The organism is Lentibacillus kapialis, assembly GCF_014646635.1.
GTDB lineage: Bacteria > Bacillota > Bacilli > Bacillales > Amphibacillaceae > Lentibacillus > Lentibacillus kapialis.
In genome coordinates this window covers 1-25,520 of the sequence record NZ_BMNQ01000050.1, presented here as the reverse complement: position 1 = coordinate 25,520, position 25,520 = coordinate 1, and the positions used below count along the sequence as shown (strand labels likewise).

Annotated in this window: 23 protein-coding genes; 3 read left to right on the top strand and 20 right to left on the bottom strand. The window is 44.1% G+C overall.

What is annotated here, in order from left to right; translation table 11 throughout:
- Positions 1-407: 407 nt before the first annotated feature.
- Together IEW67_RS14025 and IEW67_RS14020 are read right to left on the bottom strand one after the other, a co-directional pair.
- A complete protein-coding gene (locus tag IEW67_RS14025) occupies positions 408-1,424 on the bottom strand; it encodes a DUF3231 family protein (RefSeq protein ID WP_188633708.1) in 1,017 nt (338 codons plus the stop codon).
- A gap of 238 nt (positions 1,425-1,662) precedes the next feature.
- Entirely contained in the window at positions 1,663-2,067 is a 405-nt protein-coding gene (locus IEW67_RS14020; protein ID WP_229671859.1) for a hypothetical protein, read from the bottom strand.
- A gap of 153 nt (positions 2,068-2,220) precedes the next feature.
- Here IEW67_RS14020 and IEW67_RS14015 point away from each other — a divergent pair, with 153 nt between their 5' ends.
- Both IEW67_RS14015 and IEW67_RS14010 read left to right on the top strand, forming a co-directional pair.
- Positions 2,221-2,667 (top strand): MarR family winged helix-turn-helix transcriptional regulator, encoded by a 447-nt coding sequence (locus IEW67_RS14015; protein ID WP_188633707.1) that lies wholly within the window; start codon positions 2,221-2,223, stop codon positions 2,665-2,667.
- A 271-nt stretch (positions 2,668-2,938) separates the two neighbouring features.
- Positions 2,939-3,700, top strand: coding sequence for a hypothetical protein (locus IEW67_RS14010; protein ID WP_188633706.1), 762 nt, complete (start codon positions 2,939-2,941; stop codon positions 3,698-3,700).
- Here IEW67_RS14010 and IEW67_RS14005 read toward each other — a convergent pair whose 3' ends face one another.
- The 9 genes from IEW67_RS14005 to IEW67_RS18215 all read right to left on the bottom strand — a co-directional run bounded on the left by IEW67_RS14005 (position 3,701) and on the right by IEW67_RS18215 (position 14,244).
- The gene (locus IEW67_RS14005; RefSeq protein WP_188633705.1) at positions 3,701-4,693 is read right to left on the bottom strand and encodes a tagatose 1,6-diphosphate aldolase; all 993 of its coding nucleotides are present in this window, start codon (positions 4,691-4,693) and stop codon (positions 3,701-3,703) included.
- Between the two features lie 4 nt (positions 4,694-4,697).
- On the bottom strand, positions 4,698-5,633 hold the full coding sequence (locus IEW67_RS14000) for a hexose kinase (protein WP_188633704.1): 936 nt from the start codon (positions 5,631-5,633) through the stop codon (positions 4,698-4,700).
- Between the two features lie 13 nt (positions 5,634-5,646).
- Entirely contained in the window at positions 5,647-6,801 is a 1,155-nt protein-coding gene (gene nagA, locus IEW67_RS13995; protein ID WP_188633703.1) for an N-acetylglucosamine-6-phosphate deacetylase, read from the bottom strand.
- A gap of 123 nt (positions 6,802-6,924) precedes the next feature.
- On the bottom strand, positions 6,925-7,926 hold the full coding sequence (locus IEW67_RS13990) for a Gfo/Idh/MocA family protein (RefSeq protein WP_188633702.1): 1,002 nt from the start codon (positions 7,924-7,926) through the stop codon (positions 6,925-6,927).
- A gap of 42 nt (positions 7,927-7,968) precedes the next feature.
- The gene (locus tag IEW67_RS13985) at positions 7,969-9,768 is read right to left on the bottom strand and encodes a sodium:solute symporter family protein (RefSeq protein ID WP_188633701.1); all 1,800 of its coding nucleotides are present in this window, start codon (positions 9,766-9,768) and stop codon (positions 7,969-7,971) included.
- 67 nt (positions 9,769-9,835) lie between these two features.
- Positions 9,836-10,756, bottom strand: a complete 921-nt coding sequence (locus tag IEW67_RS13980) for an ROK family protein (protein ID WP_188633700.1) — start codon at positions 10,754-10,756, stop codon at positions 9,836-9,838.
- A 42-nt stretch (positions 10,757-10,798) separates the two neighbouring features.
- Positions 10,799-11,962 (bottom strand): SIS domain-containing protein, encoded by a 1,164-nt coding sequence (locus tag IEW67_RS13975; protein WP_188633699.1) that lies wholly within the window; start codon positions 11,960-11,962, stop codon positions 10,799-10,801.
- Positions 11,963-12,076: 114 nt separating this feature from the next.
- Complete coding sequence (locus tag IEW67_RS13970; RefSeq protein WP_229671856.1) at positions 12,077-12,793, bottom strand: GntR family transcriptional regulator; 717 nt, start codon at positions 12,791-12,793, stop codon at positions 12,077-12,079.
- Between the two features lie 1,040 nt (positions 12,794-13,833).
- The gene (locus IEW67_RS18215; RefSeq protein WP_373288551.1) at positions 13,834-14,244 is read right to left on the bottom strand and encodes a CAP domain-containing protein; all 411 of its coding nucleotides are present in this window, start codon (positions 14,242-14,244) and stop codon (positions 13,834-13,836) included.
- An 883-nt stretch (positions 14,245-15,127) separates the two neighbouring features.
- Here IEW67_RS18215 and IEW67_RS13960 point away from each other — a divergent pair.
- A complete protein-coding gene (locus tag IEW67_RS13960) occupies positions 15,128-15,523 on the top strand; it encodes a hypothetical protein (RefSeq protein WP_188633697.1) in 396 nt (131 codons plus the stop codon).
- 291 nt (positions 15,524-15,814) lie between these two features.
- Here the strand turns inward: IEW67_RS13960 and IEW67_RS13955 are convergent, their stop codons facing one another.
- From IEW67_RS13955 to IEW67_RS13915, 9 genes are all read right to left on the bottom strand, one after another.
- Positions 15,815-16,006, bottom strand: coding sequence for a hypothetical protein (locus tag IEW67_RS13955; protein WP_188633696.1), 192 nt, complete (start codon positions 16,004-16,006; stop codon positions 15,815-15,817).
- A 128-nt stretch (positions 16,007-16,134) separates the two neighbouring features.
- The gene (locus IEW67_RS13950; protein ID WP_188633695.1) at positions 16,135-16,977 is read right to left on the bottom strand and encodes an HAD family hydrolase; all 843 of its coding nucleotides are present in this window, start codon (positions 16,975-16,977) and stop codon (positions 16,135-16,137) included.
- Positions 16,978-17,044: 67 nt separating this feature from the next.
- Positions 17,045-17,914, bottom strand: coding sequence for a class II fructose-bisphosphate aldolase (locus IEW67_RS13945; RefSeq protein WP_188633694.1), 870 nt, complete (start codon positions 17,912-17,914; stop codon positions 17,045-17,047).
- Positions 17,915-17,916: 2 nt separating this feature from the next.
- Positions 17,917-18,384, bottom strand: coding sequence for a PTS sugar transporter subunit IIA (locus IEW67_RS13940; RefSeq protein ID WP_229671854.1), 468 nt, complete (start codon positions 18,382-18,384; stop codon positions 17,917-17,919).
- A gap of 13 nt (positions 18,385-18,397) precedes the next feature.
- Positions 18,398-19,816 carry a PTS fructose transporter subunit IIC gene (locus tag IEW67_RS13935; protein WP_188633693.1) on the bottom strand — a complete coding sequence of 473 codons (1,419 nt, stop codon included), beginning with the start codon at positions 19,814-19,816 and terminating at the stop codon, positions 18,398-18,400.
- Positions 19,813-20,742: a 1-phosphofructokinase gene (gene pfkB, locus IEW67_RS13930; RefSeq protein WP_188633692.1), complete on the bottom strand. Its 930-nt coding sequence runs from the start codon at positions 20,740-20,742 to the stop codon at positions 19,813-19,815. Before pfkB ends, IEW67_RS13935 begins: the two co-directional genes overlap by 4 nt.
- A gap of 112 nt (positions 20,743-20,854) precedes the next feature.
- Positions 20,855-21,634, bottom strand: coding sequence for a MurR/RpiR family transcriptional regulator (locus IEW67_RS13925; protein WP_188633691.1), 780 nt, complete (start codon positions 21,632-21,634; stop codon positions 20,855-20,857).
- A 524-nt stretch (positions 21,635-22,158) separates the two neighbouring features.
- A complete protein-coding gene (locus IEW67_RS13920) occupies positions 22,159-23,475 on the bottom strand; it encodes an ATP-binding protein (protein WP_188633690.1) in 1,317 nt (438 codons plus the stop codon).
- Positions 23,476-23,566: 91 nt separating this feature from the next.
- Complete coding sequence (locus tag IEW67_RS13915; RefSeq protein ID WP_188633689.1) at positions 23,567-24,586, bottom strand: alpha/beta hydrolase; 1,020 nt, start codon at positions 24,584-24,586, stop codon at positions 23,567-23,569.
- Between the last annotated feature and the right edge of the window lie 934 nt (positions 24,587-25,520).

Sequence of the window (25,520 nt, the reverse complement as noted above, 5' to 3'; positions counted from 1 at the left end):
AATGGACATAAATCACCCTATTTAGTGTTGTCATGAATCCTCGTTCCGTTATTCGGCTAAAAGTAGGGCAAAATTAGGACGAAAAGAGGAAATAGCGGAATGAGGATCCGCTAACGTGCTGGAAAAACCTTAATCGATGCAAATAGCGGAATGAGGAACCGCCGAACTCCGGCTACGACACTTAAAAGTTATCATGTGGATTCGGACTACCTGGACTGCCCAACAGCGGGGTGCGCAAAAACACACAGTATTGGGTATTGTGATATTCTCAAATTTTATACTTTCTGACGTTATTAGAAAATCAAGGCACTCGCCTTGTCTTATAGCGGTGCTGAAGCTTTTATAAGGTCATTCTTCTGACGTTATAACGATAGCCGCCTCCGCATTCAGGGGCGGCTATTGATTGATTAAGGATAATCGGCACGTTTAAATTGAGGCGGCTGTTCCAACCATTTATTTTGAATGGCCAGTTCTGCACTATTCTTGGCATACCGCAAGGCTCTTGTCATTAACTTCCCATATAAAACGGTTAAATCGGATCGTTGGGATTGCCCCATCGACGTCCCATAATCGGCTATACCGATACCACTCAGAAAGGCAACATGACCCATCATCAATTTGTCCGAGAAAGGTGAAATGGTAGAATCCGCCACTTCAAACATCGGGAAAGAAGGCGGATCAAGATTTTCATGCCTGATTTTTTGGTTTAAAGACTCCCGATGGCTATCCGTAATGCTTTTTCCTTTCAACATATGGTTCCTAACCTCCTGGGAATCGGCAACCTGGCTGAAGCCTAACAATAAATAGCCCGCAAGCGTATTCGTTATGGCGCTTGCATAGAGATGTCTGATCTCGATGGCATTTAAAGGCCGGTCATCAGTAAACAGGCCGGTATTCAAATAATGCTTTTCGTCTTGAATGAATTGCGAATGGTCCGGATACGAAAGGTATGGTGCATGTGAATACACACCCTTATCCAGCATTAACGTCGTCGCTTGATCCTGTAACGTGATTGTACGCGCCAAAGCATCCTCAAAAAATGTTAATGTCCTTTGATCCGAGGAATAAGCGTAATAAGTTCCATAATTTCTCAGCCCATAATTCGCCATATGCTTGACGTAAATCAAACAAAAGGTATCAGAAAACAAGCGGGGAGCATCCGTATTGACATCATTTTCCGTAAACCCCTCAGGAACAGGATACCCCTCACTTGTAAAAATTTCCTCGATGGACTGAAGATAGTGTTCACTAAGACTAAGGGAATGTTCGACGACCTGCTTCATTTCTTCATCCGTCATCTTTGCGATAAAATACTGGAGAACACGCTGAGACAAACTGGCACTTATATAAGCCGACCAAAGCGATCCGATTTCGACAGAGGTTAACTTATGCTTGGGATTCTCGATGTTATCCCCTCCAAACATCCGGTTTACGGATATTTTTCACTTTCCTCCCTGAAATATTCATGTATCTTTTAGCAAAAAGCCGATTAATCGAAAAGCCGATTGATGTAAAAACACCAATCGGCCGGGGATCTTTTTATGTCATTTTCAGGATAATGATAAGCACGCACTGCGTAGTATACTTCATGACGTCCGCGGGTTATTTTACCCATAAACATTATCCTGCAGCCGTCGGACCATGCTGCGGGATTTTCACCCATTATGTCAGCCGGTCTGAGGCGCGGACATTCAAAAACACATTGGCAATGAATAATATAACACCGACTGCCACTGCCGTACCTCCGCCGAATGTGAAAATGTGTGTCAACATTCCCCATCCGGCGAACGGCCCCGGCCGTACTTGAATCATGAACATGCTCAGCAGCAAAAAAGGAAGCCCAATGTTATATAGCCAGAAATGCCACTTACCAAGCGTGCTGTTGCCCGCTTTTGGATAAAGACTGTAAATCGCACCCGTTATCCCGACCGATGCCCAACCAGCCAAGTTAACATGCGCATGTGCCGCTGCCCACTGGAGCTGGATGGTACTCGACATAAACAAACCAACCGCAATTCCGAGAATAAAATAAACTACAGCAATCTTAATCCATTTTGCCCCCATCATTCGACACCCCTTTGAATAAAATATACTGACTATTATATGACTTTTGACTTATTTCAAAAGTACCACGTTTCATTGAATTGGTCAACTTATTGACTTATTCACATGACTTATTTCCTACTGCGCGCTATAATGGGTGTGAAAGGGGAGTTACACATGCCGAACCATGATGACCGGCTTGCAGCCATCATACTGGACATTGTCCGTCTCGCCAATCTGCTTGAACGGCTGGGGGGCCAGTATGCCCGGGAAGGTGGCCTTCACAGTGTTTATCAATATATGCTTATGTCACAGCTCGCCAAGCACGATAGCCTGACACTGGTCGAACTGCGCCAAAATACCTTAGTCACCAAACAAGCCATCACCGGAATCGTTGATCGATTGAAAAAAGCAGGGTATATCGACGCATTCACAGATACCAGTGACCGACGCGTAACCCGCGTATATATCACTGACAAAGGAAAAGACACACTCGCCGCCATACGTCCGCACCGCATCACCGGCAACCAGGAAGCCTTTTCCGTTATGAACGACGCGGAAGTTTCTGAACTCGAAACCATACTGCCAAAATTTATCCAGCATTTGAATGACACCGTAAACTAACAGCAGACGCTCCCGCACGAGTTGGGGCGCTCTCGCTCGAGTTCGAGGCGCTTCCGCACGAGTTGAGGCGGCTCTCGCACGAGTTCGGGCGGCTCTCGCACGAGTTCGCGACGCTCTCGCACGAGTTCGAGGCGTTCCCGCTCAAGTTGGGGCGCTTTCGCTCGAGTTCGGGCGGCTCTCGCTCAAGTTCGAAGCGCTCTCGCTCGAGTTCGAGGCGTTCTCGCACGAGTTCGAGGCGCTCTCGCACGAGTTCGCGACGCTCTCGCACGAGTTGGGGACGCTCTCGCACGAGTTCGAGGCGTTCTCGCACGAGTTCGCGACGCTCTCGCACGAGTTCGGGGCGCTCTCGCACGAGTTCGAGGCGTTCTCGCACGAGTTCGGGGCGTTCTCGCACGAGTTCGGGCGGCTCTCGCACAAGTTCGCGGCGCTCTCGCACGAGTTCGAGGCGTTCTCGCACGAGTTCGGGCGGCTCTCGCACAAGTTCGCGGCGCTCTCGCACGAGTTCGCGGCGCTCTCGCACGAGTTCGCGGCGCTCTCGCACGAGTTCGAGGCGTTCCCGCTCAAGTTGGGGCGGTTCTCGCACGAGTTCGGGCGGCTCTCGCTCGAGTTGGGGACGCTCTCGCACGAGTTCGAGGCGTTCTCGCACGAGTTCGGGGCGCTCTCGCTCAAGTTGGGGCGGCTCTCGCTCGAGTTCGAGGCTTTCCTGCTCAATTCGCCGCCGCGCGAATTCCAGGTGCCCTCGCGCGATTTCAGCGGAACCTCGCGCGAATTCCAGGTGACCTCGCGCGATTTCGGCGGAACCTCGCGCGATTTCGGCGGAACCTCGCGCGAATTCCAGGTGTCCTCGCGCGATTTCGGCGGAACCTCGCGCGAATTCCAGGTGTCCTCGCGCGATTTCGGCGGAACCTCGCGCGAACCACCGCTCCCGCTCAAGTTCAAGCCGCTCCCGCACGACCGACGCCCCCGCCCCGCCAAACGCAAGAAACCAAGCTTCCCGCAATGGGAGGCTTGGTTTCTTTCCGAGGCATTGTAACTATTCGACAAACCCGGTCCACGGGGTTGCGGTCGCTTTAATGGCGCTTTTGACGTTATTTAAGTTTTCAAGGCCGGTCGTATTGAGCCACGCGTATTGGGCTTCTTTTCCCTTTTCGGCAAATGGCTGAACACCGTCTTTCCAGATAGCGCGCCCGCACAGACTGCCGCTGAACTCCGCGCCGGCTTCTTTGGCGAAATGCAGCGTTTCAATGAATTGATCATTGGTGACGCCGCCGCTCAAATAAATGAATGGCAAGCGGCTTTCATCTGAACACTGACGATAATAAGCCGCCGCCTCCTCCTTGCTGAAGACAGGCTCATAATTATCATATACATTGTAACCTTCAATATTGTAAATCGAGACAGGCACTTCCACTTTCAACAGATCAATGCCATACGCTTCCTTGGAAAACTCCGTCATAAAATACTCGACAATGGCCGGTTTTTGCTTGGCGAATTCAGCGCTTTTCGAACCATAGCCTTCCGCACTGTAGGCAACCGGCTCCAATATGAACAGCAGATCATTTTGCTTGCACTCATCCCCGACCCGCTTAATGAATGCTTTTTTAATCGTGTTATACTTTTCCGCTTCATTGTGATCGTAATAGATTAACAGTTTAAGGGCGCTCGCACCTTTTGCAGCCAGATCCTGTACGGCATAATCATCAACTAGACTAGGCAGCCGCCCTTTTTCCGAGGTGTCATAGCCGGTTTTTTCATAGGCCATAATCAGTCCGATCTCATCATTCAATTTACTAGCAGCGCTCCAGCCGTATTCCGGATCCAGCAGCAAGGATGATGACTGATTCCCGAGCACCTCACTGATTCCTTCCTTAAATTGACTTAAGCCGTCTGCATATGAAATGCTGTCATTAAAGGATGTAATCATTTTTCCTAACGAGCCGCGTTGATCCATTGCGGTGGCAAGCACCACATGGTCATCATCTGAAATCATTTCGAGTCCGCGTTTTTTCCCCGGTGTTAATTGCATATGCTTATCCTCCCATCGTTTCCACGTGAATTTGGTCCACGCACCAGCTAATATTTTCCGGATTAATCGAGCCGGTCCTGGCTTCCATGGCATTCAGAACGCCCATCGCAAGGCCAAATTTGATCAGCTCGGTATCTGTCAGTCCACGTGACAGCCCGGCTGCAAATCCGGCAATGACAGCATCGCCGGAACCGACCGGGTTAACCGCATCAACCTTGGGCGCTGACACCTTATAAATAACTGCATCATGTTTGACGTACGCGCCGGCTGCACCGGTTGTCACAACGACCCACGGGATATCCGAAAACCGCTGTGATTCCAGCGCCGACATAATCGCCGTCTCACCGGTCACAGTTTCACCCCATAAATCAGCCAGCTCTTCCTCGTTCGGCTTAATCAAAAAGGGCTTTTCTTCCCCTGCAATGGTATGGCTGAGAAGTTCACCCTTTGTATCAAGCAGGACCCTTGTGCCATGCTGATTCGCCGTTTCAACGAGCTGCCCGTAAAAATCAGGCTCCAACCCCTTGGGCAAACTTCCGGAAATGGTGACCAGATCAACCTTCTGCACAACATCTGTAAAATGCTTTAAAAATTCCCCGGCCTCATCAGCGCTGATTTCCGGGCCGGATTCCAGTATTTCCGTCTGCTGCCCGTCATGAATCACAGCGATACAATTGCGCGTTTCACCAGCAATGCTGACGAAATCATCCTGTATCCCTTTACCGGCGATTTCTGCTCGGATAAAATCGCCTAAACTGCCGCCTAAAAACCCCGAAGCCGCAACATCTTCCCCGAGTTGCTGGATAACGCGTGTGACATTCAACCCTTTTCCGCCGGCTGTTTTAGAAACATCCGACACACGGTTCACCGTATCAAGCGCCAATTCATCCAGCTTATAACTGATATCAACAGACGGGTTCAGTGTAATCGTTAAAATCACGCTACTCACCTGCTTACATTTGTTCTTTAAAGTATTTCAATTCGCCGGAAACAGCAACAGCCTGTACCGACACATCCGCATCAATCACGACATAATCGGCTGCTTTGCCTTCAGCGATACTGCCCAATTCGTTTTCCCGGCCAAGGCTCACTGCCGGTGATAGTGACGCCCGGTGCCATATCTCATACAACGGTCTGCCGCTCCACGCCTGCAAGTTGCGCACACCATCAATCAAACGCAGTGTGCTGCCGGCAAGCGAGCCGGCCTCCGTGCGTGCTATTCCGTCTTTCATCACAACCGGCAATTCACCCAGCTGATAATTCCCGTCAGGCATTAATCCGGCCCGCATGCAATCGGTAATGAGCATCAATTTTTCTTCCTTCGTACGTGCCGCAAACGCCGCCACTTCCGGATGCACATGATGACCGTCGCAAATCAGCTCGCTAAAGGCACGGCCCTCTGTCAAAGCAGCCCCGGCAACACCCGGCTCACGGTGATGCAAGCCGGACATGCCATTAAATAAATGGACAAAATTGCGCGCCCCGGCATCGACCGCCTCTCTGCAGCGGTCAAAACTGGCATCCGTATGCGCGAGGCTCAACAAAACACCTTCATCACTGACTGAGCGAATAAACTCCAGCGCCCCGTTGCGCTCCGGTGCCAGGGCGATTTTCACGATCGCGTCATCCGCAAGCTGCTGCCACGCCTGAAATTCATCATAGTCCGGATCACAAAAATAATCCGGATTTTGGGCCCCTTTGTGCTTTTCGGTAAAATACGGCCCTTCCAGGAAAATCCCTTCCGACTGCGCACCGCTTAATCCGTGTTTTACCGCATCACGCACCGAACTGATCGCACGCTTCAAATCGTCTTTTGATGACGTTAATGTCGTCGGCAAAAAGCGCGTGACACCATGCGGCAAGATGGACTCCGAAATCCCGTGTACCGCCGCAGTGCTGCCATCCATAATGTCATAGCCATTGACACCGTGAATGTGGGTATCAAACAACCCCGGAGCAACCGTATAACCACTCCAGTCAACAATATCAGCCTCAGCCGGCGCCTCATCAGCAAACGCCCCAAACCGGCCATCGCTCACGTGCAAATACCCGCCTTCTCTCGCTTCATTCTCAAGTAAAAACCAATCTGCTTTTATGACATATGTCATGCTATACCTTCTTTAAATTAGATTCTGTTAATTTTTAAAGGCTCTTATGTTTTCTCACTTATTACGAATACATCTTTAGATAATACTCACTGGAAAAAACTTAGACCTACTAAATAGGATTATTTATATTTCTTGAATCTTCCCCTCCTTTATAGACTTGTGCAGTGCACTTACAATCTTAGTATTTAATAAGCCTTCCTCAGGACCAGCAATAGGCTCGGCATCATATAAAATATTTTCAATAAACGAAATCAACATTTGACTAGGTGCAGAAGTTAACCTTCCATCGATGGGCGTGCCAAGTGTGTGTAAATGTTCATAACTTTTAGCAGCCTTTTTCACCATTTGATCATGTAAATCAACATGAAGACTTCCGTTTTCACCAATTATTTCGTACTTAAAATCATATAATAATGGCATATTTTCTGGTAGTATCCAACTTGATGTGAAGGTAGCATGTGTATTATCTGAAAAAGTCACAGTTGCTTGTATTGAATCATAAGTATCGATTCCCATTGAAACTAATTTTTTGCGTGTACCAACGGCAAACACACTAACTGGATTAATATTTTTTAGCCAACACGCAAGGTCAATCGAATGTGACAATAAAAACCACCCAGGTGTTGAATTTAACGACCACCCAAGCATCTTTGTTGGGACGTAAATAGAATCATTCAGTCTGCTGTTCAATGCATTTATTTCACCTAGCTCACCATTATCTATTGCCTCCTTTACAGCTACAAAAGGGCTATTCCATCTATTTTCAAATCCAACTAAACACTTCACTCCATTTTGCCTTATTACTTTAACCATTTCAGCGGCTTCTTTAAGATCCGTCGAAAATGGTTTTTCAACCATGATATGAACCCCTTTTTCTGCTGCTAAAACCACTGGTTCTTTGTGAAGAAAATCAGGTGTAGCAACAATTACTGCATCAAGTTCTTCCTGTTCAAACATTTCCTCAAAATCAGTATAGCCTTTTGTATTAAATTTTTTTGTGTTTAATTCTAAACTTTCATTGCTTATATCTGTAATTGCAGCAACAACTGCATGTTCACTTTGTTTAATTGTTTCTGCATATATTTGGCCTCTTGTTCCCATACCAATTATTCCAATGTTAATCATTATCCTCTCTCCTTATAATAACTTTTCTAAATAATTATCTATTTATTTTTGAATGGTTTTTTGATAATTTACCTCTTCTGTATTGTTGTTATGAGGCTTTTTCCGTAAAAACTTAACTAGACGAGTAAGTAAATAAACACTTACAGCAAATACTAGAATAGCAACAATTAGTAAAAGTGCATCGGTAACCCATGCAAAAGGACCGCCTAGCAATGGAAATACGAATTTTTCTCCAGTAATTTTCATATATCCCCAAGGCACAAACAATAATAGCCACATAATACAAACTCCGGCTAACCCTCTTTTAGATGGACCGACATTTTGAGATTTTTCCTCAAACAGTGACCAAAACTTTGGTGACAGTTTTTGCGATGAATATGGTTCTAAAAAACTTAGACTACCGAAACTAATCGCAGCAATAAGAAAACCCCAAAATTGTACTGGTACTCCAATCAAACCTGGTCCTAACACAGCAGCGTTTGGACCTCCAACAACAATTACAAGCACAAACGTGGCTACTGAAGTTATTAGGGTACCCCAAAAGGCTGCCTTTTCCGTAAATCTTCGCCAAAATAAGATTAGATAAATCAACGGACCTATTGCAGAAATTAAAATTATTTGTGCTGCTACAGCTGCAACTGCTAGACCACTTGAGGCAATGGGTGCAAATGATAAAGTTGCTAACGCTGCAATCACGGTGCTTATACGTGCCCAAAAAATTTGGCGCTCTTTCGAAAGATTTGGTACGAACTCTAAAATAATGTTCTTAACAATCATACCAGCTGTAACATTAAAGTAAGAGGAGACAGTTGACATGGCTGCCGCAGCAACAGCTGTTAGAAATAAGGCCTTGCCAAATAAAGGTAGATAATCTTGAGCCATAACTAGTAAAACTTGGTCTGGATTCTCAAGACTTGGTCTTAAGCCAGCCCCGTACATTCCAACTGATAGAATCAACGTCATAATCAGCAAGTAGATTGCTGCAAACACATATAACCCCTTTCGCCCCTCTCGTTCGCTTTTGGCAGCTAAAAGTCTTTGAGCATAACTAGGATCCACTGCAGGCAAACCACCCGATGTTATAAGAAAGGCCATTGCAGTGAGCGGAGCAACTGGTAATGTATAAATATCTGTAAAGCCTGGTTCAATATTTGTATTAGAAGCCGCTTGTGTTAAGGAGAACCCATCAGTACCAACATATTGTGAAAAGAATGCTGTAAACGGATCAACTGCCAAATATAGTAAAGGAATAAATATCGCTGATCCAATAATAATTATACCCCATTGTGCACTATCAGTGACGACAACAGCACTAAGGCCCCCTAGTATGGTATAACCTAACGTAACCCCTACTATAACTATCAGTGAAATTGACAACGGAATACCAGTTACAGTCGTGACTAATAATGAACCACCAAAAACAGATAGCGCTGCAACGAAAATCCCCCAAAAAATTTGTGTGATTGTCAAAATGTAATGTATTCGTTTACTGTTTGGAAACCTCGCTAACGCTATGTCTGCAATGGTTGAAACCTCCAGGCCCCTTAATCGCCTAGCCAAAGGAATTACAAATATAATGATAATCGTAATTACCATAATCTTCTCCCAAAAATATAATGAGAAACCGTTCTCATAAGCTAGTCCCGGTTGACCTAAAAGTTGTACTGTACTTGCCACTGTTGCAAGATATGTCATTGCCAACATTGGCCATGAAAGATTTCTGCCTGCGAGTATATAACTATCTAAATCTTTAACACTGTGGGAAGTTCTCCGACCAATCCATAACATGAATAAAAGATAAGCAACCATTGTGGCAAGAACAATCCAGTTCTCTAAACTCATCTAAACCAGCCCCCTTAAATCTATACTTCATAAAATTAAGAATAATATATTCATAAGTTTCCACGCACTATGCTTTACTATCATTACTAAGGTTCAATCCTTTTAGACCTGCCCCAACAATTCCTGAATTCTCTTTAAACCTACTCAACTTCATTCTTTCCAAAACACTAAATTGTTCAGGAATTAAATAGTTTTTTATTTCATCCTTAATTAAATCGAGAAGGAACGGGTTTTTATTGATTACTCCTCCGCCAAACACAATTCTGTGTGGATCTAATAGACAAACAATTGAGTAAATACCATGTGCTAACGATTTAATAATTTTATTCATTGTAGAGTGTGTAATAGGGTTGCCATTTTGGTACTCTTGAAAAAAATCTATAATGGAGAACCCCTCTGCTTCAAAATTAGTTTCAACTATTTTCTGTATTGCAGAGCCAGAAACGGATTGCTCCATATTGGCTACCCCTTTAGGTGAGAATTCGGATAGGACTGGAAATAAACCAATTTCTCCAGCGAACCCGCTTCCACGTACAAAAGATCCTTTATGAATAATAGAGCAGGACACTCCGGTGCTGATAGTCACGTAAACAAAGGTATCTAGATTGTCTGTATTTGCTAACTTCCATTCCGCAAATGCAGCCATATAAACATCATTATCAATTGTTATTTTACTAGAGGGGAAATAGTCATGTAATTTCTCAGTTATAGGAAAATTCCGCCACGGTAGATTATTTTGATAGATCGCAATTCCATTCTGACAATCTACTTTACCTGGAACCCCTACCCCCATTCCGACAATTTCATTTTTATTTATTTTAGATTCGGCTAAGACTTCTTCAATACTTAAAACGACCTGCTTAAACATTATACTTTCATCGTTGGGCCGACTTTTAACCTCTGAGCGACATAAAATATCTGCATTCTCGTTAATTATAACGGATGCGATCTTTGTACCGCCTATATCTACTCCTAACCCATAAGCCATTCGATTCACCTCCTCACGCTTATCAGGTTTTAAATTGTATTTTTATTCATCATAATCATAAATCGTAACGCCCTGCACAACACGATTCACACTGCCGTCAGGGCTCGGGTTATCCGGTGTGATGCCGAGCTGTAATGACTTTTTCATGGCCAGCGTCTGCGCAACAATCGCATAAAGCAGGGCAAGATGGAAATCCCCTGACAGACTTTCGCTTACAGATGAAACCGGGATGGTCCAGTCTGCCAGCTTTTCAACCTCAGCATCGCTCGCTTCAGTCAGCGCAACTACTTTCATATCCGACTCACTTCCGGCAACCTCCCGCAAAATATCCATATCGTACTTGCGCGTATACGGATCCTGGGACAGCAACACGACAACCATTGATGTCTCATTCAAAATCGATTTCGGACCATGCCGGAAGCCAAGTGACGATTCATAAACAGCGACCACATTGCCGGCGCTCAACTCAAGCATTTTTAACGCTGCTTCATGCGACAGCTGCCCGAGCATGCCTGAACCCAAATAGATGATACGCTCAAAATCGTACCCGAGAATGTCATCTATCTTTTCCGGCAGCGCATCAATCAGCTTTTCCGCTGCGGTGATCGCGTTTTCATCAAAGGTATTGTCTGTAAACAGTGTGTATGCCGTGATCATCATGCAGCTGAAACTGCTCGTCATAGCAAACCCTTTGTCATGCGCCTGATCCGGCATCAGAATCGTTACCGAATTCGCATCACCCTTGATGTTAGTTGCCAGCTTCCCGTCCTTATTACACGTAATGACAACCTGGTAAAAATCATCAACGATTTTCTCCCCAAGCGCTACCGTCGCAACACTCTCAGGACTGTTGCCGGAGCGGGCAAACGATACCATGATCGTCGGGACATCCTTTTGCAAATAATCTTCAGGGTTCGAGACCACATTGGTTGTCGGTGCGGAATCGAATTGGATATTCCCGCGATTCTCCCGGCGCAAGAGCGGCACAAGCGTATCCCCGATAAACGCCGATGTTCCCGCCCCCGATAGAAGTACCCGAACATGCTCATGTTTGTCATAAATCGATTGTATAAATTGATTCAATTCATCTTCTTGATCCGAGAGTTTTGCCACCAGCTCCTTCCAAACGTCCGGCTGCTGATGGATCTCAGTCGCCGTATTCAGCGCATTTTTCTTTTCCAATGCCTCAGTTGTCATATTAAACATGTTCCATCCTCCCATTCATGATTGTGGTTATGTCGTTATAACCAGTTAACGTAAAAATTTTTAAATCTTATGCTTCCTATCGAAACGTTATGACACCTCTTTTTTGAATGACTGTCATGTTAATTCCACGGTATAATCGAATTTATCGCCGCGCATGACACTGATCGTATATTCAATCAGCCGCTCATTGCAATAAGCAAAACGCTTAACCAGCATCGCGGGATGATCCGCGCTTAACTTCAAATGCTTGGCTTCTTCATGGCGTATAATGGTGGCTGAAAAACGTTCAATCGCTTTCGTAACCCCGATCTGATAGTCTTGAAGAAAAACATCGTACATCGGGCGCTCCTTTAAATCCTTTTCAGTTAAACGCGGAAAGATCTTTTTCGGAACATACGATGTTTCATACATTAACGGTTCATCATCAGCGAGCCGCAGCCGCACAATTTGAAACGCTTCATCCAATGGCTCAAGCCCCATTTTATTCGCCAGCCTGTCATCCAATGCTATCTCCCGGAAGGACAAAACCTGCGTTGTCGGCGTCTTCCCCATCTCTTTCATTTCTTCCGTAAAACTATAAAGCTTAACAAGATCTTGATTATAACTCTTGGGCGAGACGAACGTCCCCTTGCCATGCAGTTTATAAATATAACCTTCCCGCTCAAGCTCCTGCAGCGTCTGCCGCACCGTTATACGGCTCAAGCCAAAGATGTCACACAACTCCCGCTCAGAAGGCAATTTTTCATCTACACCGAGTTCTTCCGTATCGATCTGTTGTATTAAATCATCCATTAATTGCAAATACAAAGGTACCTTACTTGTTTTATCCAAAACGCTTTATCACACCTCCCAAACCCAAAATGCTAAACTGGTACGGAAGTTGTTATGTGGTTATTACCAGTTAATTTAAGTATAAGCGTTTTTATGTTGGTTGTAAAGGGTTACATTGAAATCAATCGAAATTCGCAGTTGTACTAATGCTACAGAAGTTTGAATTTGAGGTGTACTCGCTCAGGTTACGGCTGTCTCGTAAAATTTACGGGGTGTCGCGCGAATTCATGCGGAGCTCGCGCGATATTCCGGGGTTGTCGCGCGAATTCATGCGGGGCTCGCGCGATATTCATGCATTCCGCGCGAACCAACGACTCCCCTCGCTCAAGTTTGGGGCACTCTCGCACGAGTTCGAACCGCTCTCGCACGAGTTCGAGACGCTCTCGCACGAGTTCGAACTGTTCTCGCACGAGTTGGAGCCACTCTCGCACGAGTTCGAGCCGCTCCCGCACGAGTTCGAGACGCTCTCGCTCAAGTTCGAGCCGTTCTCGCTCAAGTTCGAGCCGTTCTCGCTCAAGTTCGACCCGTTCCCGCACGAGTTCGAGACGCTCTCGCACGAGTCCGAGACGCTCTCGCACGAGTTCGGGCCTCTCCCGCACGAGTTCGGGCTGCTCTCGCTCAAGTTCAGCGCCTCCTCGCACGAGTTGGGGCAGTTCCCGCTCAAGTTCGGGCTGCTCCCGCTCAAGTTCGGGCTGCTCCCGCTCAAGTTCGAGCCGCTCCCGCACGAGTTGGAGCTGCTCTCGCACGAGTTCGACCCGTTCCCGCACGAGTTCGAGACGCTCCCGCACGAGTTCGAGACGCTCTCGCACGAGTTGGGGCGGTTCTCGCTCAAGTTCGACCCGTTCTCGCACGAGTTCGAGACGCTCCCGCACGAGTTCGAGCTGTTCTCGCACGAGTTCGAGACGCTCTCGCTCAAGTTCGAGCCGTTCTCGCACGAGTTCGGGCCTCTCCCGCACGAGTTCGGGCTGCTCCCGCTCAAGTTCGAGCTGCTCCCGCACGAGTTCACTCCCCTCTTACACGATGACGACCGCGCCGCCGAGCTACCTCGGCGTCATGAACAATTGCGTCCAGTAAGTTCCATATGGCTGGCCGGCACCTTCCACGTATCCAACGCCGATGTGTGTAAAGCCTTCCTTCAAAATATTTTCACGATGTCCTTTGCTGTTCATCCAGCCTTCCACTACTTGCTCGGGGCTGCGCTGTCCGGCCGCAATATTTTCACCGGCCAGGCGGAAGGTAAAATCGAACTGCTGCATCATGTCAAAAGGGGAACCATACGTTGGCGATGTATGGCTGAAATAATCATTTTCCGCCATGTCCCGTGACTTTTTGCGGGCCAACTCACTTAACCCATCATGCATTTTCAGCGGTTCAAGGTCTTTTTTCGCCCGTTCTTCGTTCACTAACTTCACGACTTTCTTTTCATAGGCGGATGGATCCGCTGCGTTCATATCCGAGGTTTCATGCTCCGACTGAAGCAACTGGTTGAATGTCTCCTTTGTTTCCTCGGTGGTAATGTCCTGTTCAGCAAACCATTCTTGTATCGGTACCGTCCATTCCTCAAACGTCACCTGCTCCATCTGCTCCGAATCCCATGTTTCTTCTACTGAAGCCGGCGTCCGGACTGATACCGCAAATAAAATTGCAATCAATATAAATAAACGTTTCATTGGTGGGCACTCCTCCACTCCGAATCACACGTCATCCGCAGACAATTCCAATAAGGATGACCTGACAATCACGTGACGTTCCTTTTGATTATTACATTATACAGCTATTCCGGCGCATTGCACAAACGGGATACAAAAGCTGGAAACCAAAGGCATCAAACTTCTTGATACAAAGGAAAAAGCTGCCTCGTTAATGATAAGGCAGCTTTTTTCAAAATTAGATTGTTGACAGACTATTGTTTTCCGCAAAACCAATTAATGGATTTACAGCTTTTTAGGATGAAAAATGTCAAAATTCCACTCAATAGTCGCCAACCGCAAATATTGCCAGTAATCATGCATTAAAGCTCACTTAATGGAAATTCAGGTTCATCCCCACTATGAGCTTACACCAATCCCCCCTTCATGTTCCAGACGCCCCGCAACTTTGGAACGGAAAGGCCACTGCACAACTGCGATGGCCTTTCTTACTATAATAAATTACTGCTTATATCGTGGAGCATGAGAACGCTATCCCATTCACCTTTTCTAATTTGTCTTAAAAATGTCATAACTCAAAGAACATTTATCTTGAACATTAACATAAATTAGTTATAATTACCCATGGATAATAATAAATGGGTATTATTTAATGGTCAAAAATACCTATAAGGGGAGGATAAAAATGAAAAAAGTAATTATTACAGTAGTAGCAGCGGGTGTATTGGTTTTAGCATTCACAAGTGGTGCCATGGCATCTGATTGGCTTAAATTCAACGGTGATGACGACATAGAACAATCCAAGTCCAATGTGGATGAGATTATGGATATTTTGGATCAAGTACATCAAGATAAAATGAGCGCAAAGGAAGCACTGGAAGAAATACAAGACAAATATGAAGACGTGGATGTCGATGAGCTTGAAGAACGGATTGATAACTTAAAAGAGGAGAATGACGATCAATCCGAGTATATCAGTCATCTTGAAGACGAAGTTGAACGGGCGAACAAAAAAGCAGGGAACATGAAGGATAAGACATCGAATGCTTTGGAAGAAGCACAGGATTATACGGATGATTAACCAAAACTGGGTTAGACCTTAAAAGGTGTCATTCAACTCGCAGACTATCATTACGAGATCAAGGCAGCCAACAACACACTAAATTTATGAGCCAGACCTGCTGAATAAATAAAAGAAACCAAGCCCCCTGCAACAGGAACTTGGTTTCTTAACGTTATTCGGGCTTCGGGCGCATCGCTCTACTCTAAATCGAGCGGAAATACGCATATGATTCGAGCGAGGACAGCACAGTTTCACGCGGGGCACTCGGAATTTCGCACGAGGTCAGCACGAAATCACACAACACTAGCGCTAATCGCCCACCAGCTTGTGAGGGGACGGCGAGATTTTCGCGAACTCGTGCGAGAACCCTCCGAACTCGTGCGGGATCACCTCAAACTCGTGCGAGAACTCCCCCAACTCGTGCGAGAAACACCCCAACTCGTGCGAGAACTCCCCCAACTCGTGCGAGAAACACCCCAACTCGTGCGAGAAACACCCCAAGCTCGTGCGGGATCACCCCAAACTTGTGCGACATCACCCCAAACTCGTGCGAGATCACCCCAAACTTGTGCGACATCACCCACTAACTCAGACAACACCGCTACCAATTCAAACGGCAACAGTCCTCATTATAAAACATACGCCCGCAATGCATGTGCAACCCCATGATCGTTGTGATGTTTGGTTATAAAGTCTGCGTGTTCTTTTACTTCCTGTTCGGCATTTTCCATGGCAATCCTTGTTCCGGCTACGTTAAACATTGATATATCATTTAAATTATCACCGATAGCGCATGTATCCTGCAGTGGCACGTTGAAGTATTCGGCAATAAATTCTAACGCATTCCCTTTACTTGCCTGCCCGTGTGCTATTTCGAGTTTTTCCTTTCCCGAGGTGGTCAGTGAGATGTCTTCCATGTTTGTCAGCTCGCTGCGAAGTGCCTGCAATGATTCACTTTTAAACGACATCACAAATATCTTATAAGGGTCTAAACCTGAAAAATCAACAGTATGAAAATCGGAAACATAAACGAGACCATGTTGAGCATATTGAACGTTTACCTTGCCCCGGGCATACGCTTTATCCGAATGCTGTTCGAATTGGTCTATTTCGCGGCGAAATATAGCGTCTCCCTTTTCCATCATTAGAACGCCTTGATTTGTGTAAATTTCATAATACAAACCGTATTGTTCAATCGTATTCATGATGGCTATGCGTTTCTCCGTCGGTATAACAAGCTGCTGAAGGATGTTTCCGGAAACGTATGCCAACCCGCCATTGCCGGTTATAATAGGACATTCAATTTCTGCCTGTTTTAGAATTTCACGTGTATCGTGCAGGGAACGTCCTGAGGAAATTACAATCATATGATTATGTTGCTGTGCGTCATAAATGGCATGCTTGTTTTCAACAGATATTGTACCGTTGTCTGATAGCAATGTTCCATCCAAGTCAATTGCGACTAATGTCATCTCTCTCTTCCTTTCTGCTAACGAACAACCAACCCCCATTTGGTAGGGATTGGTTGTTACTGGGGACCTATACAAATGAAGAAACCACTTTATCCTGGCTACCGACCATTATAATCTTCGTTTTCACCATTTCTTTCGCCGCATCTTTCGCTTTTTGTAAATACCTCCGTGGATCAAGACTGTCCGGATTTTCAACAAAATGCTTACGAATGGCTTCTGAATATGCATTTTTAAGTTCAGTTGAGACGTTTACCTTAGCCATACCAAGCGCCACACACCTCTTTACAACATCATCCGGTAGTGCAGACCCGCCGTGAAGGACAAGTGGTACATTTACTATATTTGAAATGTCTTCGATGCGATCAAAATCAATGTTAGGCTCCCCTTTATATATACCATGTGCAGTACCGATAGCCGGTGCCAGTGTCGGTACGCCGGTTTTTTCTACAAATTCACGGCATTCGGCGGGAACTGCTTTCTGTGCATCACTTTCACTGACAACAATTTCATCCTCAACGCCGCTTACTTTACCCAGTTCTGCCTCTATATTAACATCCAGGGACTCAGCAAGATCAACGACTTCTCTTGTACGAGATACATTTTCTTCAAACGGGTGCATGGATGCATCCATCATAACAGATGTATAACCGGCACGGACAGCCTGTTTGATGACTTCATAATCTGTACAGTGATCGAGATGAAGGCCTGTTGGGGTGTTATAATAATCTGAAGCCGCAGCTGCGGTCCGGACAATATTCTGCGCTCCCAATTGCTTCACAGTCCCGACCGTCGTCTGTAATATCACCGGGGAACTTATCTCAGCTGCCGCTTCCAATACCCAGAAGATACTGTCAAAGGAATGAACATTAAATGCTACAATGCCATGTTTATCTGCTTTTGCCTTTTGCAGCATTGGTGTTGTTGAATAAAGTGGCATAATCAACGACCCTCCTCGGTTGGAATGACATCACCAATTAGTTTGGCAAGTTCATCGGGCGTTTTTGCATCCAAAAACCCCTGACGTTTAGTCTCATCCATTAATGCCCGTGATAAAGAAGACAACGCTTGAAGATGTGTTGACCCTGCTTCTTCTTTTGGAATAAGCAGACTTAGGAAGAAAAACGATGGTTGACCATCAAAGGACTCCCACTCAATCCCGTTATTCGTCCGAACCACCACAATTGCGGGGGTTATAACCGCATCAGACTGTGTATGGGGGATGGCAAACCCTTCCTGAAAGCCTGTTGTACTTTCCTTCTCACGCGCCTTCAATCCTTTTTCAATATCTTTAACTGAGGCAGCAATGCCATGTTCAACAGCTACGTTTGCAATAGTGTGGAATACGTCATCCTGTGACGAATCATTTGTATTCAGCTTTATAAACTCCGGTTGTATGATTTTTGACATTATTCACCACTCCTTAGGTTGTTTTTTGTGCTAGTTTTTTGCGATACATGCCATAAATAACTGCCCCTGCCAAGGAACCGATTAAGATCGCTAACACCCATTGAAATGCACCTGTTACGACAGGGAGAACCAGAAATCCGCCATGCGGTGCAGGAACCTGTATATCAAATAGATATGTCAATACAGCGGAAATGGCTGAACCGAACATTATGATTGGAATAACGACTAACGGACTTTTGGCGGCAAAAGGTATTGCTCCCTCAGTAATATGCGTTGACCCGAGTGCGAAGTTAGCCATCCCGGCACTCCGCTCTTCTTCTGTAAAATATTTACGGAAGAATACTGTTCCAAAGGCAGTAAGCAATGGTGGCGCAATACATGCCGCGGATACACCGGCCATAAAGTAAAAGTTGCCGTCACTGAGAAGGGCGGTGCCGGTCAAATAAGCTGCTTTATTAACGGGACCCCCCAGATCAAAGCCACACATTGCGCCTACAACAATACCAAGAATGATAGGGTTGGATGATTGCATATTAGATAAAAAGTCCATCAATGCTGTGTTTAACGCCTCAACAGGGACATTAAAAAGTGTCATGAACCCACCAATTAGAAAAATACCGATAACAGGGTAGAGAAATATCGATTTCAGACCATCGAGCGAGCTTGGTAGTCTTTTCAGCAAGAACTGGAGCAAAATGATGATATACCCGGCTGCGAAACCTGCCAATATACCGCCCAAAAATCCGGCTCCGCCTTGATCGGCCAATAGACCACCAACAAAACCAACAATCATCCCAGGTCTTTTGGCAATTGATTCCGCAATAAACGCAGCTAGTATCGGGACCATCAAACTAAACGCCAATCCCCCAACATTGTTTAAAAAGGCTGCAAATTCATTATAGCTCTCATGATCCGGATTGGCTGAATGAATACCGAATAAGAATGAAAGTGCCGTTAACACCCCGCCGCCAACAACAACCGGCAGCATATGAGAGACACCATTCATCAAATTATTATAAACACTGCGCAACCCTTGGCCTTTTTCTCCCTTTTGAGTGGTTTCCGTATGTGGCGCTTCATTTGCGTTGGATGCTTCGTATCCCTTTACCTCGTGAATGGTGGCTTCTTCATTTAAAATTTGATTAATCAGTTCTTCAGAAGCTTTAATCCCACGTGATACGGAAGCATTAACTAATGGTTTACCATGAAATCGATCTGAATTAACATTTTTATCTGCAGCGATAATTACACCATCAGCTTCCCTGATTTCTTCCTCCGTCAGTTCATTTTCCACCCCAACCTGACCATGTGTTTCAACTTTTATATCAACATCTAGTTTTTCAGCTGCCTTTGTTAAGGCTTCAGCCGCCATGAAAGTATGTGCAATACCTGTTGGACAGCCTGTTGCTGCAACAATCTTTTTACGCGTCATGTTATCTCCTCCTTCATTTGATAGACATTAACTTCTTTTTGCAGAGCGGCTATATCTTTTAAATTACTCAGTCCCCGGGAAAATGCGGTTGAAGCACCAACAGCCGAGGCATATTTAAGTGCGTTTTCAAGACTTTCATGTTGTTGTTTTTTGGCCATGAAGGCGGCCAGCATGGTATCACCTGAGCACGCAGTGTTAACTACCGTTCCTTGTGGAGACGTTGCTTTTAACAACCGTTCCTTTGAGACATAAATGGAACCTTCCTTACCCCTTGAAACAATGACATGCTGTGCCCCCCTTTTCAGTAAATCTTTGCCATACTTAATGATTTCCTGCTCAGTAAGCTTCCTTGTCTGATGGTACAAATTGGCCAGCTCTTCTTCGTTTGGTTTGAGTAAATACGGTTCATACGTGAGTGTATCCCATACTGAACTGACGCTGGTATCGAGCACCAATTTCACATTATTCATCTTACACACTTCGGCAATTTCAACAATGACTGACTCCGGCACCCCTCGAGGAAGGCTACCTGACACAACCAGCGTGCTTCCACCGGGGATGGCTTTAATTCCATTTAAAAGCGCTTCCTGTTCCGAAACCTTAATGTGCGGGCCTTGATTGACGATTTTGTATTCGGACTCGGCGTTTATAAACACATTGATGCGTGTCGTGCCATCTGCATAAACAAAGTCTGACTGTATGCCACTTTCACTTAGGAAGTCTTCTATATAGGCCCCAGTGAATCCAGCAATAAATCCTAAAGCCGTACTTTCAATGCCCAATTTTTTCAGCATGATGGAAACATTAATCCCTTTTCCATTTGCTTGATAATCTTCGTCATTTGTACGATTAACAGCATTCGGTTTCATTTCATCAACCTCAACATACATGTCTATTGCCGCGTTCATGGTGCATGTATATATCACGTTTTCACCTTCTATCTTGATTATTAATTGTATTGTCGCACAATTTTAAATGTAAATGTTTTCAGAAGTTGTAAATGTAAAAAGTGCTGCGATTCGCTTTTTCGCAGCACTCTCAGTCCATAGTCCGTATAACGTATGCATCCATCAAAATCCGAGCGATTACATTCAGCGATAACCTGGAACGTACTTCATATTCCGGAAATAGTGAATGATCACTTTTAAAACCCAGGAAAGTCATATCTGACAACTTACTTAAATTTGAATTGACATTGGCTGTTAACGTAATTGTTGAAACTTGCTTTAAATTAAGATTTTGACATGCTTCAACGAGTTCACTTGTTTCCCCTGCTAATGATATAAAAATAGCCAATTCATTTCGGTCAATTTTTCCCGATTTAATCCGTATGATATTCGGGTCATCATGCGTTTCGCAGGTTTTACCCATTACCTGAAATTTCACCGTCATTTCCTTGGCAATCATTTCCGAAAAACCTCTTGCAAATATATAAATTTTATTTGCATCATATATTTTTTGAACCGCGTCTTCTAGTTGACCAATACTCTGCAGCTGAATTGTTCGCTTGACTTCTTCCTCGTTTTTTTTAATGGCTTGTTTAATGTTTTCATTGATATCTCCTAATAAATCGTCAAAATCAATCATTTTCTTGTCTTGTTTAAGCCTGTATTTAAACGACGTGTAGCCGTCATAACCCAGCTTCTTCATCAGTCGTACAATTGTCGCTGTTGAAACTGTGGCATTCTCACTTAACGTGACAATTGACATATTGGCTATGTCATTCATGTTTTCATGTATATATTCGAGCAAATACCGTTCCGATTCACTTAAAGACTGATATGTTGAAGAAGAAATACTAAACAACGAATGATCCATACATGTGCCCTCACTCCTATATGTGATAACGTCAGTTTACTATACCATTTAACTTTCTGTCATTTAATTAACGGGACAAACATTGTTTGCAAAAGGATTTTGATATTAGAAAAACTCGGCATTCGCCTCGCCTTATAGCGAATGCCGAAGCTTATTATAAGGTCATCCATCATTTATACTTTCTGACGTTATTAGAAAAACCGGGCAAAGGGCGGCCCGGTCCTTTTCAGAAGGCCGCATTTATTTAAATAGCGCGGCCAATTATGAACATTATGGAATGATTAACTCATCTGTATGTGCTTGCACAAAAATGACACGCATCTAGTTGAAAAAGCTTAGACATCGGCCCTCAAGTTCCTTTTCATATATGAGGCAATCTTTTGTTCGTCTTCATGTTTAGATTTTTCAAGCTCATGAATAATCAACTTTTAAAGTAGCAAGACTCCTCCGTTTGTTTATATCTTTCCATTGAGGGTTTGATCGTGCAAAATGACCATATTTTTTCATTAGCCGGACTCACAATCTTATGATTTTGGTAAACTTATGGTAAAAGTTGCACCATGTCCAACGTCACTCTCGGCCACCAATTTTCCATTATGCCCTGCAACGATTTTTTCACTGATTAGTAAACCCAACCCTGTTCCAGATTCTTTTGTCGTTATAAACGGTTCACCTATCTGATCGATGATATATTTTGGGATGCCCGGACCATTATCAATTACATTAATGTGAATGTAGTCTCCCAGGTCCTTCACCCAAAGCATAATGTATCCTTGATCCATCGCTTCAATTGCATTTTTTATTAAGTTGATCAAAACCTGTTTGATTTTCGTCTCATCACCTACCAGTACTATGTCTTTATGATCAAACTTTGTCTGAATCTCAACAGCTTTATGAGCGGCTTGATCCGCCATTAATATCTGAACATTTTCAATTAATTGCGGGATATGAATTTCTTCCTTATTCCCCAGATGCGGATTAGCAAGCGCCAGGAATTCAGAGGTGATTTGCTCCATTTTTTCCACCTGACTGCTAATGGTATTAACATATCTTTGACTCATGCCACTCATGTCACCGGTTTTGTTGATTAATTGTAGAAAACCTTTCATCACCGCAAGAGGATTGCCAAGTTCATGAGCAATATTAGCGGCCAACTCACCGGCAATATGCAGTTTTTCGGAACGTATAACTTCATTTTCTTCTGCTTCTGCAATTCTTATTTGTTCTTGTATCTCCGGTAATAGAATCGGCTCTTTCTTATAAAGATGCGAGGCTGATAAATCGTCATCTGTCATATGAAACTGGTGTGTTTGTAAAATAACATTCATATACGAAGTAGGCAGTGTTAATGCATCATACGCACATACTGCAAAGAGATTTGAGTTTTCTGAAATAAAACAATCGTAGTTGTGCTCATGTAGATTCATTCGCGACTTTAATATCTCTTGATCCTGATCTTTCCATACAACAGATCCCCATATGCGAATATTTTGCTCTGTGTTAGAGTATGGACCCATCAGTTGTGCAAGGTTTTGGTTAATACGATCAATGTTAAAAGTCTCGTGCACTTCATAAAACTCATCTGAATCAGCAAAGATGACCTCATTTATTTGATCTTCTGAAAATCCGTCATTTTTAAGGTTCTGTAAAATAATATCAAAACGGTTCGATTGGTCAATATAGATGACAATCTGGTTCTTTTCAATACCTTCAGCTATAAATGCAGTAGCATTTATCAAGTACTTATGTATATCCGTATATGTATATACAATGTGACGTCCAGCCGATGAATCAACTTGAGTTGTGGAACCTACTGCTATATTACTATCTGACTTTTCCATAAGAAACCTCCATAACATCTTTTGTTATTATACTATTGTTTGTATGTCAAAGTAGCCATTATATACGGCCAGCCGGTGCTCAGTTGTTTAGTTATTGCATTGAATCCGATAAACTCTGAATCCAATCAGCGATCAGCGATTGGCTTTTCTTGTCGGTCACGATTCCAAAATGAGATAACCCATCAACGACACTTACATCAGCTCCTGAATATTTCCCAAAAAGTGACTTATAGGCCTTACTATCAAAGGAATGGTCCTCACTTCCTACGACCAAAAGGGCTGGCGGGTGAATTTGTTTCAGATCATGCTTGTAATCATCGTGGGGGACCATTGAATATTGCATCCGATACGAATACTTCAAGGTTTCTGTACTATCACGCATATTCCCGGGCATATTAAAAGAAATAACAGGTAAATGATTCAAAAACGTAATATGTACGTTATTCAACATTTGCAAACCAACAATCCTTGGGACGTCAGGATTGGCCCAACCGCTGTCGACCGCATTTGTGGGCGCTTTGCGATGCACATACGGGGCTAGAAGCAAATACCCATCCGCAAGATTTTTATTTTGTCCGCCCGCATAACGTATCACCAGCCCTCCACCACTAGAATGACCGCCAAGTATGATCCGTGACTGGGGATGTTTCTGTTTGATGATTCGTAAAAAATCTTCCAGATCATTTTCTAATTGACCCACATAATCCACATCCCCGCGTCGATCCACATGCTCGCCGTGACCGCGCATATCAGGCGTATACACATCGGCAATTTGTTTGTCTGCCAGATTCGAAGCAAGCGACCATAAATAGGTAGAATGATAGCCAGATCCATGTATCAATACTAGGATAGTTTTCTGATCTGATCCATCTTGGCGACTGCGGGATGAATAATATCGGTATGTAAGTTGTTGTCCGTCTTTTGCTTCGAATGTTTTTTCCTCAGGTAGGTTTTCAGATGATGCTGTTTTCAAATCTGTGAATTTCAGGTTTTCTCTATCGGGGTCAGGCGTGTCTACGGGACTTAGCAATGCGAGACCAAAACCAATTCCCAGATAGATGATTGGGATCAATACCAAAGTAATTCCGATCGTAAGCACCCATTTATTCATTCTATTCCCCACCCCTCTAATTTCTGCTTTGGAGCAAACTCTGCAGCGTAAATATTAACGCAGCAACGGACATAGTCTTATATTACTTTTTGAAAGGTCAACCAATTTCAAAGAACATATGTGGCTATTTGGGAATTTCTTTATTCAGCAATAATGGCTTTTATATGCGATTGTGGCGGGATTTTAATTAGTTAATCGCGCCCAATAGTAAAAAACTAATTGAAAATATAACCAAATGGAAAGAACGCGACATAGATCCAATGTTATGCGATTAATGCGCCCATTTGCCTATTTATCTGTTTTAAAAACTTTAAACCTTTTTCGCAGATATGCCATCATTAGAATAATGGCAATAACATATAACACCGCATTCACAATTTTAATATTATTGGTGTATTCAAAGAAAGTTTCAGCTGTAAATCGAAGAACACCTATAATTACTAAATTAATTATCATTGCCCATTTATAAAACTCGTAATTAATAATAACACCCCATATTCTGCTAAAGGTCCAGATTCCGGGACAGTGCTTATTCAAGGATTGCGCCCGATTGTAGTATGATTTAGTCTTTATTAGGGTGCGAATAGAAGGGGTAATAAAGTCCACAGCGAAAAAATAAGGATCATTATGTTTCCGAATAAAGCACCTCCCTTATATCTGTTTTTCACTTGTAAAAAGTAAAACAATAAAAATAAGATAATTAATACATATGCTAATAAATTCGCGCCGGTACCGTCAAGAAGTTTGTGTAAATTAATAGAGTATCCCCGGAATTGGGGTTTGTTTTCTGACACCTTTCCCTGGGTATCCAGGGAAAGGTGTCAGAAAATTTAGCCATTTAATCATCCATCTTCTGGTTTTCCGTATCGTCTTTCAAACATATCTTGCAATGATTGATAGGCGCTTGCGAATCCTCTTAATTTCCGTTCTCCCC